Raw genomic sequence first — 14,555 nt, forward strand, 5'->3', positions numbered from 1 at the left:
CTCGCCACCGGCCGCGCCGGGGATCACAGCCCCAGGTACTCCTTGATCTCGTACGGAGTCACCTGGCTGCGGTAATCGGCCCATTCCCGGCGCTTGTTGCGCAGGAAGAAGTCGAACACGTGCTCGCCGAGGGTCTCGGCCACCAGCTCGGAGCGCTCCATCGCCTGCAGGGCCTCGTCCAGCGTGCCCGGCAGCTCGCGGAAGCCCATGGCGCGCCGCTCGGCCGACGTCAGCGACCACACATCGTCCTCGGCCTCCGGCGGCAGCGAGTAGCCCTTCTCGATGCCGCGCATCCCGGCGGCCAGCAGCACCGCGAAGGTGAGGTACGGGTTGCAGGCCGAATCGGGGCTGCGGATCTCGACGCGGCGCGAGGACGCCTTGTTCGGCGTGTACATCGGCACGCGGACCAGCGCCGACCGGTTCGACCGGCCCCATGACGCGGCCGTCGGCGCCTCGCCGCCGTGGATGAGGCGCTTGTAGGAGTTCACCCACTGGTTGGTGATCGCGCTGATCTCCGGGGCGTGCTCGAGGATGCCCGCGATGAACGCGCGCGCGGTGCCGGACAGGTTGTCCGGATCGTCCGGGTCGGCGAACGCGTTGTTCTCGCCCTCGAACAGGCTCATGTGGGTGTGCATGGCCGAGCCCGGGTACTGCGCGAACGGCTTGGGCATGAAGGTGGCGCGCACGCCCTCGTCGATGGCCACCTCCTTGATGAGGTAGCGGAAGGTCATCACGTTGTCGGCCATGGACAGCGCGTCGGCGTAGCGCAGGTCGATCTCCTGCTGGCCGGGCGCGCCCTCGTGGTGGCTGAACTCCACGGAGATGCCCATGGACTCGAGCGCGTCGATGGCGTGGCGGCGGAAGTTCGGCGCGGAGTCGTGCACGGCCTGGTCGAAGAAGCCGCCGTTGTCGGCGGGCTTGGGCGGCGTGCCGTCCTGCGGGCCGTTCTCCAGCAGGAAGAACTCGATCTCGGGGTGCACGTAGCAGCTGAAGCCCACGTCACCGGCTTTGTTCAGCTGGCGGCGCAGCACGTGGCGCGGGTCGGCCCACGACGGCGAGCCGTCGGGCATGGTGATGTCGCAGAACATGCGCGCGGAGTGCTGGTGCCCCTTGCTGGTGGCCCACGGCAGCACCTGGAACGTCGAAGGATCGGGCCGCGCGACCATATCGGCCTCCGACACGCGGGCGAAGCCCTCGATGGCCGATCCGTCGAAGCCGATGCCCTCCTCGAAGGCGCCCTCGAGCTCGGCGGGAGCGATGGCGACGGACTTCAGGTAGCCCAAGACATCGGTGAACCAGAGCCGCACGAAGCGGATGTCCCGCTCTTCGAGCGTCCGCAGTACGAATTCCTTCTGGCGATCCATGCCCGCGAGCGTAAGCACCTGGCGTTAAATCCGTGTTACATCGAAGCTCAGAGTTGCGTTTCGGGTGCGCGCGGGTCTATTCGGAACGAACCTCACCGCCCGCGCGGGCCGCCGGTGAGCCCGCTCAGCAGGTCAGGCCGGGCTCGGGCACGGTGAGGTGCACGAGGTAGGCGATGACGGCGGTGTCCAGGCACCGGTTGCCCGCCACCAGCGCGGCGGTGTGGCGGGTGCCCTCGAAGGTGATCAGCGCGGCGTCGAGCTGGGCGGCCAGATCGACGCCCGCCTGGTACGGGGTGGCGGGGTCGTCGGTGGTGGAGACCACGACGATCTTCGGCACGCCGTCCACGTCGATGCGGTGCGGCTCGCTGGTGTTGGGCACCGGCCAGCTCGCGCACAGCTCCAGCGGGGCCGCGCCGGTGCCGCGGCCGTCGTCCAGGAACGGTGCGGCCCTGCGGTATTCCGCGTCCTGGCGCGCGGCGACCGCGGGGTCGGTGACGCGCGGATCGTCCACGCAGCGGATGGCGTTGAAGGCGTCCTGGGTGTTGGCGTAGGTGCCGTCGGGGCGGCGGCCGTCGTACATGTCGGCCTGTTGCAGCAGGGTGTCGCCGCGCCCCGAGCGCAGTTCGGTGAGGCCGAGGGTGAGGACCGGCCAGGTGGCGTCGGTGTAGAGGGACTGGGTGACGCCGGTGATGGCGTCGTTGTAGCTGAGGCCGCGCGGGTCGTCGGTGGTGGCGGGTTTGTCCCACAGCGGGTCGACCAGGGCGCGGAACCGCTCGACCGCCCGGGCCGGGTCGGTGCCGAGGGGGCAGTCGGACTCCCGCGCGCACGCGGCGGCGTAGGCGTCGAAGGCGGTTTGGAAGCCGGCCGCCTGGCGCAGCGATTCCTGCACCGGGTCCTGGGAGGAGTCGACGGCGCCGTCGAGCACGAGCGCGCGCACGCGGTCGGGGTAGCGCTCGGCGTACAGGGAGCCGATCTTGGTGCCGTAGGAGTAGCCGAGGTAGGTCAGCTTCGGGTCGCCGAGCACGGCGCGGATGACGTCGAGGTCCTGCACCACCTCGCGGGTGCCCACGTGGGCGAGCAGATCGGGACCGGTGCGGGCCACGCAGCGGTCGGTGTATTCCCTGTTCTCCGCCTCGGCGGCCGCGATGCCCTCCGGGGTGTTGTCCAGCGGCGGTTCGGCGCGCTCGGAATCGGCCTCCTGCGGGGTGAGGCAGGTGATCGACGGGGTCGAGGCGCCCACGCCGCGCGGATCGAAGCCGACGCGGTCGAAACGCTCGGAGAGTTCGGTGCGGTTGGCCAAGCCCGCCATCGCCAGGCCGGAGACGCCGGGGCCGCCGGGATTCAGCAGCAGCGAGCCGATCTTCTGGCCCGACGCCGGGATCCGCGTGAGCGCGAGCTGCGCCAGGGGTCCGTCCGGGCGCGAATAGTCCACGGGCACGGTGATCTTCACGCATTCCGCGTTCGGCGGGAACCGGTCGTCAGGCCCCCCGAACCCCACGCAATTCCCCCACGCCGGCGCCTGCTCGTAGAACTTCTCCAATCCCGACGGCGCGGGCGGCATCGGCTCCTGCGCTCGCTCCCCCTCCGCCGCACACCCGGCCGCCACCACCGCGAGCACCGCCACCAACACCCCGCGCCGCAATCCCATACCCGAATCCTGCCAGGGCCGTGGCTCGCGTCGTGCAACCCCCGCGCGAGTTCGGGCCGAGCACCCAGACGGGACCGCCCCTCACCTCGGCAGGTTGCCGACGACGCGCCGCAGCATGGTGACGGCGCTGTCGCAGTGACGATCCGCCTCGCCCTCGGCGCCGGAGAGTCGGAGGGTGACGAGTTCGGCGGTCGTCGCGTCGACCTCGCGGAACCGATAGGCCACGGTGCAGAACGCGCCGTCCTCGCCGGCGAATCGGTAGAGGTCGAGATCGCCCGCGGTGGTGCGGGTGAAGTCCATCGGACCGGGTTCATGACCGCCACGGTCGAAGGTCAGCGTCACGTTCCGTCTGCCTGCCCACTCGCAGGTGTGCGCGTCGCCGATCACGGGGCGCTCGGGCAGCGGGCCGATTTCGGCGTCCAGCGCCTGGCGATCGAGCGCGGCGCAGGGATCGATCGTGGCGAGGCTGGATTTCGCGTCGGCGAGGGTGGGCGCCTCGGCCAAGGTGCGTGCGAGCGTCGCGGCGAGCTGATCGAGCACCGGTTCGCACGGTCGGTCGTCGACGCCGCCGATCTGTTGCAGCACCAGGCCCGCCTCGTCGTTGTCCAGCGCGGCGACGGCACGCCCGCAGGACATCGCGTGCCGGATGGTGACACCGTCCACCACCGTGTCGGCCGGTGTCATGAACTCCAGCTGATCCCCCGGGAAGAGGCCGAACGAGGTGCGCTCGTCGCCCGGAGACGTGCGCTCGAGGCCGGCGTAACAGCCCCAATCGTCGCTCGTGGACAGCTGCCACCGATCGATGGCCGCCGGGCCCGATCGCAGCGGAATCTCCTCGCCCATAGCCGATTTCAGCCAAGCGCAGGCGTCGATACGGCGCAGTTGCTCGAGCGACAGCGCCGTCACCGGCTCCGGCGGCTCCCGCAGCACCGTGACACCCACGGCCGCCACCAGCACCGCCGCCACCGCGAGCGCCAGAGCGATCCTGGTGCGCGGACCCGTGCGGCCCGCGAACCGCCGCACGGCGCCCGCCATGCCCCGGCCGCCCCGCACCGCCCGCCGGAGCGTATCGGCGGCCACCACGCGCGGGCCGCGATCCACCCGCTGGAACTCCGCGCGACAGGCGCCGATCGCCGCCGCGGCAGCACGCTCGCGCCGGTCCGTCTCCACCAGTACCGCCGCGGGCCACGGCGGCGGCGAAACCTCCGGCGCACCCAGGTATTCCAGCACCTGCGCGGCGGTCGGCCGGGTGCGCGGGTCCTTGCGCAGGCACGCGGTGACCAGCGGGCGCAGCGAGGCCGGCACGGTGCCCAGATCGGGTTCGCGCTGCGCGATGGTGAACAGCGTGTAAGGCACCGACGGCGCGCCGAAGGGACGCACCCCGGAAGCCGCGAATGCCAGCACCGCGCCGAAGGCGAACACATCCGAGGCCGGACCGATCTCGGCGCCCACCGTCTGCTCGGGCGAAAGGTAGTCGGGCGGACCGGGAATCGCTTCGGGATGTCGTGCGGCGTGGGGGAACTCGAGCACCGGCGGCAGCCCCGTTCCGGTGACACGTATGCCGTCGCGGGTGAGCGACACCGTGTCGGGTCGCAGGGAACGGTGGACCAGTCCGGCGGCGTGGATCGCGGTGAGCGCCTCGGCCAGCGCCGCCGCCAGGGTCCGCGCCGCGTCCTCCGGCAGCGGGCCGTGCGCGGCGATCTGTTCGTCCAGGGTGACCCCCGCGGCGAAAGGCACGGCCACCCACGGCGTTTCCGCGTCGGCGTCGACGTCGAACACCGGTGTCACGAACCGGTGGGTCAACCGGGTCGCCGCCACCGCGCCGTGCCGCAGGGCGAGCCGGAACTCGGGATCCTCGGCGAGAAAGGCGGGGGCGGTGTACAGCGCGAACACGCCGTCGTCCGGACCGGCGCCGAGATATGCCGGATAGACGACGGTGGGCGCCAGCGCCGCGGCGAGGTGGTAGCGGCCGAAACCGCCCGCGATGGCCAGTGGTTCGAGCATCATGTGGTGGGCAACTTCGGTAGGACGGAACTCATCACCAGCAGGGCGCGATCGCACATGCCCGCCGAGGAGAACCGCGGCTGATGATAGAAGTCGAGGTGGGCGACCTCCGCCAGGTTCTGCCTGGTGGGCCGGATCATGACGGTGACGTAGCAGCGGTACGGGAGTTCTTCGAGATAGACCGTGCGCCCGTCGATCTCGCGGGTGCTGTGCCCGGGGGCGCGGCGCCCGCTCTCCGCATCGGGCCTGACCTTCTCCACCAGCCGCAGGTCCATACCCCATTCCCGGCCCGACACGGTGCAGCTGCGCGGCGTGGCGGGCATCCGTTTGGCGGGATCACCGACGGCGGCCAGATCCGTCGCGGGGTCGAGGACCGAGCACGGGTCTATCCGCAGCACCGAGTCCGCGGGTACGTCGAGCAGCGGCGGATTCACCGCCAACCGGCCGACGACGGCGGCCAGCGCCCGCTCGGCCTGTGGGCACGCGTCCCCCTCTTTCGCGTCCGTCCGCATCCACAACGACAGCGGTATGCCGTTCTGCGCGATCACCGCCCGGTCGCACATCCGCGCGCTCTCCTGGCGCCCGAGAACCGGCATCCAGCCGATCGCGGTGCCCATCGGGTCGTAGGTGGCCAGGGTCTCCTGCGGCCCGATGCCGACCCAGAGGTCGTAGCCGATCCCGCGTCCGTCGGGGCCGGTGTAGGAGGTCCGGCAGTCCGTTCCCGATCGGACGATCTCGCCGGTGGGCTCGCCCAGCTCCCCCAGGACGTCGGGCATGAGCAGCGCGCACGAATCGAGCAGCGAGGCTTCCTCCGCAGTCAGGTCCAGTGCCGGGTCGGCCATCGGGACCGCGTGACCGTCGACCCCCGAACCCCACACCAGCCCTGCTCCGAGGGCGAGCACGGCAACCAGCGCGGCCGCGAGCACGACGCGAATCCTTGGTTCCCGCACTCGCTCTCGCCAGCCCGGCGCACTGTCGGGCGCGGCGGGCGCGCCACCACCGGTGGCCCAGCGGTTCGCCTCCTCGGCGACCTCGGCGATCCGGCGGCGCACCCGCACCGGCCACATCGGCTCGGCGTCGATTCCGCCCGCCACCTCGAGCAGTTCCTCCGGCGTCGGACGCTGCGCCGGATCCTTGGCCAGACACGCGCCGACCACGGCGCGCAACGGTGCGGGCACGGCGCTCAGGTCGGGTGCGGCGTAGAGGACGTTGTAGAGCACCTGCGGTGTCGAAACACCGTGGAACGGACTGATTCCCGAGGCCGCCATGGCGATGATCGCGCCGACCGAGAACACGTCCGCGGCGGGGGTCAGCGGGCGGCATTCGGCCTGTTCCGGCGACATGTACGCGGGCGACCCGATGACGGTGCCGGTCGCGGTGAGGCGCGCGTCGTCCGCCATCGCGCGGGCGATGCCGAAGTCGATGACGCGCGGACCCGCGTCGGTGAGCAGCACATTGCTCGGCTTGAGGTCGCGGTGCACCATGCCGGTGCGGTGGATCTCGATGAGCGCCATGGCCAGCCCGGACGTGAGCAGCTTCAATCCGCCGATGCTCAGCCTGCCGAACTGCTCGATCGCGTCCTGGAGAGACGGACCGGCGATGTATTCCGAGGCGAGCCAAGGACTCTCGGCCTCGGTGTCGAAGTCCACGACGCCCGCCGTGTAGGCGCCGGTGACCTGCTGGGAGGCAAGGACCTCGCGGCGGAACCGATCGCGGAACTCGTCGCTGCCGGTGAGGTGGGCATGGATCTGCTTGATGGCCACCAGGCGGCCCTCGGGCGCCCGGCCCAGCAGCACGCGCCCCATACCTCCCTTGCCGATCACGGCAATCGCCTGATATCGGCCGAGCCGGTCCGGTTCCCCCGGCGCCAGCGGTTTCATGGGGTGCCTCCGTCGACGTTCATCACCACTCCGACAGGACCGATCGCTGGGCCCGCGCGAGCGCGCGGGTATCGGTCTCGTCGATGCCGAATACCTGGGCCACGAATTCACCGTGCACGATCTGGCAGCCGAAACGCCGCGCCTCGATCGTCCGCACCGCCGGGCGCAACGCCCGCACACAACGCGTCCCGGGTGGGCCTGCCATCTCGGCATAATTCGCTGTCGTCATGCGCGCCCTGCCCGCTTCGGCGTAGGCCGCGGCCGACGCCGCGTCGGTGGCGCGGTACAGGAATTTGTTGTGCGAGACCGCGATCGCGCGCACGCCGTGATCGGTGTACTCCCGCAGGTTCTCGCTCGGCCGGTCGTTGAGCAGTGCCATGGCACGCGGCCCGTACACGGCGAACCGGCGGTGGTCGGGGACGTAGTCGGCGGTCTTCACCAGGTGGGTGAGCATCCCGTCGGGGTCCAGGCGCAGCGCGGGCAGATCGGTGACCGGTGTCGGGGTGAAGTCCGCCAGCTCGGCCAGGTGCGCGGCGTAGGTCCGGGCCACCACGTCGGCCAGCGCGGATTCGACCGGATCGATGACCTTCGCGTAGACCCGGATGACGTGGTTGCGCCACACCAGCCAGCTGCCGACGGTCGGGATGCCGGGCCGCCAGTGGGTCAGCGCGGCGGGGAATCCGGGGACCGCGATGCGGGCGTTCTCGGTGTTGGCGGTGAAATCCTGTTCCTCCATCGCCGTGGCGGCCCGCCGCGCGGTCTCCTCGTCGGCGAACGCGAGGATCGCGATGGACAGCCACTTGTTCGCCTGCTCGTTGTGCCGCTCGGTGTTGCCCGCGATGGCGCCGAATCCGGCGTACACGTCGAAGTCCATCAGCGCGGTGCGCTGCACGCCCGAGAGCAGGTCGGTGATCCCGGTGTGGTCGGCGATCACACCGCCACCTCTGCCCTCGGTCAGATCGGGATCGATGCCGTCGGCGAAGGGGAGGTGCTCACCGAGGCGCAACGATTCGACGAGCATGCCCCTGCCCAGGCTCGGCGCGTCGTCGAAGTCGCCGGGGACCACCTGCGACGGGTAGTCGTGCTTCGCGACCGGGCCGGTCCCGGACGAACACGCCACCGTGCCGACGGTCAGCGCGAGCAGCGCCGCGACACAGCGCAACCGGTACCGCACGATTCCCCTCCCCAGCGGCCACCGTGATGACCACTCCTCCCGTGAAAACATCGTGAAGCTACCACCGATTCTCGACACGCGACGACTCATGCCGAGGGCAAGCGGCCGACGACGGGCTTCACCACGCCGTCGGCGATCGAGCACAGGTCGTCGCGCGAGCGCGCCGGAGACTGGAGGCGCACGGTCACCGTCTCGACGAAGGTCTCCCCCACCGGGCGGAATCGGAACAGCAGTGTGCAGGTGTCCGCGCCGTCGTAGTCGTCCCGCGTCACCAGTACACCGCCACCGAGGTCCACGTACCGGGGGAGCACCGGCAGCGACGAGCTGCGGGTCAGCGCGAGCGTGACCCGCAGGCGCGACTCGCCCACCCACTCGCATTGGTGCGCCGACAGCGGCGCGCCCGGCCCCATCGCACCCAGCGCGGCCAGTTCCGCCTCGCCCACCAGCGAGCACGGATCCACCGACGCCAGCGTGGTCATCCCCGGATCAGCCGGCAGCCGGTCGAGCGCGCCCAGCAAGCGCTCGAGGGTGTACTCGGTCAGCCCGCACGCGCGGCCCGAGCCGGTCACGACCAGCCCGAGTCGCGGTGTGGCCCCGCCGTCCACCGCGACGGCGCAGTCACCCTCGCGGCGCAGCAGCGGCAGACCCGCCGTGGTCCCCCCGCTGTCGACGAACCGGTCGGTGGCCGCGCCGAGTTCGACGTTCAGCCTGCCCGCGGACGACGAGCCCTCGCAGCCCCACGCGGGGCCGGGCTGCCACACCCACGAGTCGGTGGTGGTCTCGGCGCCCACCGAGTCGGCGGGCAGCTCGGGGCCGAGCGCGTCGAGCAACCAGGCGCAGGCGTCGACGCCGCGCCAGCGTTCCACGGCGGGCAGTTGCGCCGCCGGGCCCTCCGCCGTCGCGGGCGCGTCGCCGGTGCTCCGCAGGGCGACGGCCGTCACCCCCGCGACCAGCGCCAGGACCGCGGCCGCCACCCCGATGACGAGCCCCCGGTGGCGGCGTGTAGGCGAGGGCGGCGGGCCCAGCGGCGCCGACGCTATGGCGTGCGTCGCGTCCGGATCGGCGACGAGGATCGACAGGCTACGAGTGCGCCGCTCGATCTCGGCGTGCACCGCCTCCGGCCAGGGTCGCGCCCGCGCGGGCAGCACGCCGAGGTGATCGAGGATCTGCGCGGGAGTGGGCCGATCGGCCGGGTCCTTGGCCAGGCACCCGCTCAACAGCGCGCGCAGCTCGGCGGGCGCCCGGTCGAGCTCCACTTCCCGGTGCACGATATTGAACATGGTGTAGGCCACCGAGGCCGCCGCGAACGGGCTCTCCCCGGTCGCGGCCAGGAACAGCAGCGACCCCAGCGAGAAGACGTCGCTCGCGCCGGTCATCGCTTCGCCCGTCGCCTGCTCCGGCGACATGTAGGCGGGCGAGCCGATGAGCGAACCCACCTCGGTGATCACGCCGCCCTCGGCGGACTGCGCGATACCGAAGTCGATCACCCGCGGGCCGTCGGCCGCGAGAATCACGTTGGCGGGCTTGAGATCCCGGTGTATCAGCCCGGTACCGTGGACGGAGTGCAGCGCCGAAGCCAATCCGCTGGCGAGTACGCGCAGCGCGGGCACGGGCAGCGGCCCGAGTTCTTCGACCACGCGGTCCAGCGGCATTCCGGGGATGAACACCGATGCCAGCCAGGGCGCGGGACCGGTCAGCCGATAGTCGACCAGCGCGGCGGTGAACGCGCCCGAGACCCGCATGGAGACGGTGATCTCACGTTCGAATCGGGCACGGTACTCGGCGTCCTCGACCAGGTGCGGATGGATCTGCTTGATCGCGACGAAGCGGCCGTCCGGGCCCGCACCGAGCAACACGCGCCCCATTCCGCCCGCGCCGAGCACGCCGAGCACCCGGTAGCGCCCGATCACCGTCGGATCCGTCGGTGACGGTGGCTCGATCACAGTTGCGCTCCCACTCCCCACCCGCTCGACGCGGGCACTCTGCGTGACGATCCACGCGAGCGCGCCGCGTGGATCGGGTGAAAAGTAACACCCCGCTCGGCGGCCCGCGGCCCAGGACGTACCCGCTCGTGTGAGAAATCGCACCGGCGAAGCCTCTTATTCGGCGTCGGGCCCGGTGGCAGACTAAAAGCGTCAGAAAACCCGGGGACCCGGTCAGGGCCTCGAGGCGACACAGACGAAAGGGACGACGATGTCCGTATCCGATTCGGAAACCCCTGCCTACGGTGCGGCACCTGCCGAGCGCAAGACGCGGCGCAAGACGCGGGTGACGCATCTGCAGCAGAGGAAGGCCGCCGGTGAGCGGTGGGCCATGCTCACCGCCTACGACTACTCGACCGCCAAGCTGTTCGACGAAGCGGGCATCCCGGTGCTGTTGGTCGGCGATTCCGCCGCCAACGTCGTGTACGGCTACGACACCACGGTGCCGGTCACCGTGGACGAGCTGATTCCGCTGGTGCGCGGCGTGGTGCGCGGCGCACCGCACGCGCTGGTGGTGGCCGATCTGCCGTTCGGCACCTACGAATCCTCCCCGCAGCAGGCGCTGGCCACCGCCACCCGGTTCATGAAGGAGGGCGGCGCGCACGCGGTGAAGCTGGAGGGCGGCGAGCGGGTCGCCGAGCAGATCGCGCTGATCACGGCGGCGGGCATCCCCGTCATGGCGCACATCGGCTTCACCCCGCAGAGCGTCAACACCCTGGGCGGTTTCCGGGTGCAGGGCCGCGGCGACGGCGCGGAGCAGCTGATCGCCGACGCGATCGCCGTGCAGGAGGCGGGCGCGTTCTCCGTGGTGATGGAGATGGTGCCGGCCGAACTGGCCGGGCAGGTCACCCGCAAGCTGACCATCCCGACCGTCGGCATCGGCGCCGGCGCGGAGTGCGACGCGCAGGTGCTGGTCTGGCAGGACATGGCCGGCTACACCAGCGGCAAGACCGCCAAGTTCGTCAAGCGGTTCGCCGCGGTGGGCGACACGCTGCGCGAGGCGGCCGCGACCTACGCCGACGAGGTGTCGCGCGGCGTGTTCCCCGCTCCCGAGCACACCTTCTGAGCGCGTGACGACGGCCGACCGGGTGGTGGACGCCCCCGTCACGCTGCTCGGCCGGCCGCTCGCGCCGCTGGTGGGCTGGGCCCGCGCGGAGCTCGAGGCGCAGGGCATCGAGTGCACGGGTGCGGCCGAGGAGACGCGACGGCGTCCGTGGTCACTGCTCGCGCGCATTCCGACCACGGCGGGCACGATGTGGCTGAAGGCGAACGCGCGCGCCTTCGCCCACGAGGGCCCGCTGCTGGCCGAGATCGCACGGCTGTGCCCGGACGCGGTGCCCGAACCCCTTGCGGTGCAACCGGATCGGGGCTGGCTGCTGACCCGCGATGGTGGCGCGACCGGCGGCGGTGACGCCGTGTGGTCCACCGTGGTGCGCTCCTACGCCGATCTCCAGCACACCCTGTCGGCGCACGTGGACCATCTGCGCGCCACGGGAACGCCGTATCTTCCTCCCGCACAACTGATCTCGGTGTACCGCGACTTCGAACACCGGGCGCCCGGACTCGGCGGCCGCATCGAGGACGCGGCGGGCGAGCTGGCGGCGTTCGGCAGGCTGAGCGTGGAACACAACGACCTACGTCCCGGCAACGTGTTCGCGGGCAGCACCCGGTTGTTCGACTGGGGCGACGCCGTGCTCACCCACCCGTTCCTCTCGAAGACGCTGCTGCACAGCCCTTATCGCGCGGACTACGTAGAACGCTGGCGCCGCCGCGGTGAGGTCACCGACGCCGAGATCGCGCTCGCCGAACGCCTCGCGCCCCTGGTCGCGCTGCACCCGTGGCGCACGCTCGACGTGGCGGGATCACGGCTGGACCGCTTCGTCGAGGAACTGGTCGATGAACTGCGGGTAAACTTTCGCTGAGACCCGTTCGCGGCGAAGGATGGCAGACTCGATGCCGACAGTTTCGCCCCGGCAGGGGGCGGAACCGACCCAGCCGAGACGACCAGAGGTACCGATGCCGCACACCCGTTGGACTCCACGCAGCGCCGCGCTCCCCCGCGCCGCCTTCCTCGCGGCCGTCGCGGTCACCGCGGCCGCGCTCACCGCCTGCGGGACCTCCGGCGATCCGAACCCCACCGGCAGCTCGGACACCACCACCTCGGCGCCCGCGTCCGCCACCACCCCGAGCGCGACCACCGCGAAGCCCGCCCCCGAGGTGAGCGACGCCGCCGCCACCGCATTGTGCGACGCGATCCGCCCGGAACTGTCCAACTTCCGCGTGCAGGGGCCCACGCTCGGCCGCGTCGGGCTGAACCTGATCGTGCACCCGTGGGGTCTGCAGCACGGCATCGACGTGCTCGGCAACAAGTCCGTGGTGGACACCGTGACCCTCGAGTCCTGCCCGGACGTGCACCAGCAGGCCATCGAGGCGCTCGAGACGCCCGACCTGGCCTCGATCGTGGTCGGTCTCTGATGCGCCGCCCCCTCTACTCGCCGATCGAGCCGTACGAGACCGGCCTGCTCGACGTGGGTGACGGCCAGTCCGTGCACTGGGAGGTGAGCGGCAACCCCGAGGGCAAACCGGTCGTGTTCCTGCACGGCGGGCCGGGTGGGGGCACCTCGCCGTTGCAGCGCCGGTTCTTCGACCCGAGCGCCTACCGCATCGTGCTGTTCGACCAGCGCGGCTGCGGCCGGTCCACCCCGCACATCGCCGACGGCGCGAGCCTGGAGCACAACACCACCGGGCACCTGGTGGCCGATATCGAAACGCTGCGTACGCATCTCGGCGTCGAGCGCTGGCAGGTGTTCGGCGGATCGTGGGGCTCCACGCTCGCGCTGGCGTACGCGCAGCGGTACCCGGAGCGGGTGACCGAACTGGTGCTGCGCGGGATCTTCCTGTTGCGGCGCAAGGAGATCGACTGGTACTACAACGGCGCGGCGGGCTACGTCTACCCCGACGAGTGGGAGAAGTACCTGGCGCCGATCCCGGCGGCCGAGCGCGACGGCGATCTGGTGGAGGCCTACCACCGGTTGCTGCACTCCCCCGATCCCGAGGTCGCCACCGCGGCCGCGATCGCCTGGTCGGTGTGGGAGGGGTCGACGAGTTCGCTGCTGCCGCAACCGGATCGGGTCGAGGAGACGGGCGAGCCGCGGTTCGCGCTGGCCTTCGCCCGGATCGAGAACCACTACTTCCGCAACGGCGGATTCCTGGAGGAGGGCCAGTTGCTGCGGGACGCACCTCTCATCGCGCACATTCCCACCGTCATCGTGCACGGGCGCCACGACATCGTGTGCCCGGCGGTGAACGCGTGGGATCTGCACCGGGCGCTGCCCGCCTCGACGCTGCACCTGGTCGACGACGCCGGGCACGCCGCCACCGAACCCGGCATCGTGCACCACCTGGTCGAGGCCACCGACCGCTTCGCCAAGGCGGGCTGACCCGTGGCCCCCGACGCCGGCGCCGCCCTCACCGCCGCCCTGCGTGACGACGTGGACCGCCTCTTCGCCGCCGAGCCCGAAGTGCGCAGGGACGCTTGGGATTCGGTGCACCAGATGCGCGTGGCCACCCGGCGCCTGCGCAGCGTGCTGCGCTCCTATCGGAGCCTGCTGCGCAAGGAGCCGGCGGCCACGATGGGCGCCGAACTCAAATGGCTGGCCGGCCTGCTCGGCGTGGCCCGCGACGCCGAGGTGCGCGCCGAACGCTTCGGCGATCTGCTCGCCGTGCACGGCGCCGACGCGCCCGACTCCGTGACGGCGCGACTGGTCACGGCCGAACGCGACCGCTACGCCGCCGCGCACGCCGAGATCCTCACCGCGCTGGAAGGCGAACGTTATCGCGCGCTGCGGGAGGAACTTTCGCGGTGGCGCGAGAAGCCGCCGCTGCGTTCCGCGCGGGCCGCGGTGGCCTCGTCGAAGTTCTTCGGCATCGTGCTGCGCCGCGACCGGGACCGGGTGGAGGCGCTGATCCGCAGCGAGCCGACCGTCCCCGAGGACGAGCGCATCGAGATGCTGCACGATATCCGCAAGAGCGCCAAGCGTTTACGCTATTCCTGCGAGGCCGCCGAGCCCGTCCTCGGCGACGCGGCCCGCAGCCTGGGCTCGCGCGCCAAGCGCTTGCAGACGGTGCTGGGCGACCACCGCGACGCCGTCGAGTCCGCCGAGGCGATCCTGGAGCGGGCCGCCGAAGCCGAGGCGGCGGGCGAGGACCGGGCCGTGTATCAGCGCTTGGCGGATGCCGAAAACGCCGCGGCCGACGCGACTTTGGAGAAGTACCCGGCCGCCGCGGCCGCGCTCCTGGACGCCGAGTGACGCGCGGGCGGATCCGCCGCCCGATGTGGACCGGGCTCTGTGAACGAGCGCCTGAAGTGAGCGCCCTGGCGTACCTTTCCCACCGGGACGTGCCGCGCTCGCTATGTCCCTCGTGCGGCACGTCACCGCGTCGCATGATCGACTGTCGATGAGCGGCGGGGGCACCGCAGGCTGAACACCCGCCGCGGCAACC

At 71.6% G+C, this 14,555-nt stretch carries 11 protein-coding genes; 5 read left to right on the top strand and 6 right to left on the bottom strand.

Annotation, left to right across the window (positions count from 1 at the left end):
• Positions 1 to 23 precede the first annotated feature (23 nt).
• From DFR74_RS18335 to DFR74_RS18355, 6 genes are all read right to left on the bottom strand, one after another.
• The gene (locus tag DFR74_RS18335; RefSeq protein ID WP_067511370.1) at positions 24 to 1,364 is read right to left on the bottom strand and encodes a glutamine synthetase family protein; all 1,341 of its coding nucleotides are present in this window, start codon (positions 1,362 to 1,364) and stop codon (positions 24 to 26) included.
• Positions 1,365 to 1,488: 124 nt separating this feature from the next.
• Positions 1,489 to 3,012, bottom strand: coding sequence for an alpha/beta hydrolase (locus tag DFR74_RS18340; protein WP_067511338.1), 1,524 nt, complete (start codon positions 3,010 to 3,012; stop codon positions 1,489 to 1,491).
• A gap of 81 nt (positions 3,013 to 3,093) precedes the next feature.
• Entirely contained in the window at positions 3,094 to 5,019 is a 1,926-nt protein-coding gene (locus DFR74_RS18345; protein WP_113975171.1) for a serine/threonine-protein kinase, read from the bottom strand.
• Positions 5,016 to 6,896, bottom strand: a complete 1,881-nt coding sequence (locus DFR74_RS18350) for a serine/threonine-protein kinase (protein WP_067511340.1) — start codon at positions 6,894 to 6,896, stop codon at positions 5,016 to 5,018. The genes DFR74_RS18345 and DFR74_RS18350 overlap by 4 nt, the downstream gene beginning before the upstream one ends.
• Positions 6,897 to 6,918: 22 nt before the next feature.
• Positions 6,919 to 8,070, bottom strand: a complete 1,152-nt coding sequence (locus DFR74_RS36030) for a DUF7373 family lipoprotein (RefSeq protein ID WP_067511341.1) — start codon at positions 8,068 to 8,070, stop codon at positions 6,919 to 6,921.
• A gap of 86 nt (positions 8,071 to 8,156) precedes the next feature.
• The gene (locus DFR74_RS18355; RefSeq protein ID WP_147265851.1) at positions 8,157 to 10,013 is read right to left on the bottom strand and encodes a serine/threonine-protein kinase; all 1,857 of its coding nucleotides are present in this window, start codon (positions 10,011 to 10,013) and stop codon (positions 8,157 to 8,159) included.
• A gap of 250 nt (positions 10,014 to 10,263) precedes the next feature.
• On the opposite strand from DFR74_RS18355, the gene panB reads away from it, so the two are divergent.
• From panB to DFR74_RS18380, 5 genes are all read left to right on the top strand, one after another.
• Entirely contained in the window at positions 10,264 to 11,118 is an 855-nt protein-coding gene (gene panB / locus DFR74_RS18360; protein WP_067511343.1) for a 3-methyl-2-oxobutanoate hydroxymethyltransferase, read from the top strand.
• Positions 11,119 to 11,122: 4 nt separating this feature from the next.
• The gene (locus DFR74_RS18365; RefSeq protein WP_067511344.1) at positions 11,123 to 11,974 is read left to right on the top strand and encodes a hypothetical protein; all 852 of its coding nucleotides are present in this window, start codon (positions 11,123 to 11,125) and stop codon (positions 11,972 to 11,974) included.
• A gap of 94 nt (positions 11,975 to 12,068) precedes the next feature.
• Positions 12,069 to 12,527 (top strand): hypothetical protein, encoded by a 459-nt coding sequence (locus DFR74_RS18370; RefSeq protein WP_067511345.1) that lies wholly within the window; start codon positions 12,069 to 12,071, stop codon positions 12,525 to 12,527.
• Complete coding sequence (pip, locus tag DFR74_RS18375) at positions 12,527 to 13,492, top strand: prolyl aminopeptidase (protein ID WP_067511346.1); 966 nt, start codon at positions 12,527 to 12,529, stop codon at positions 13,490 to 13,492. Before DFR74_RS18370 ends, pip begins: the two co-directional genes overlap by 1 nt.
• Before the next feature lie 3 nt (positions 13,493 to 13,495).
• Positions 13,496 to 14,362, top strand: coding sequence for a CHAD domain-containing protein (locus DFR74_RS18380; protein ID WP_067511347.1), 867 nt, complete (start codon positions 13,496 to 13,498; stop codon positions 14,360 to 14,362).
• Positions 14,363 to 14,555 lie beyond the last annotated feature (193 nt).

Origin of the sequence: Nocardia puris (assembly GCF_003315035.1) — a bacterium.
Classification (GTDB): domain Bacteria; phylum Actinomycetota; class Actinomycetes; order Mycobacteriales; family Mycobacteriaceae; genus Nocardia; species Nocardia puris.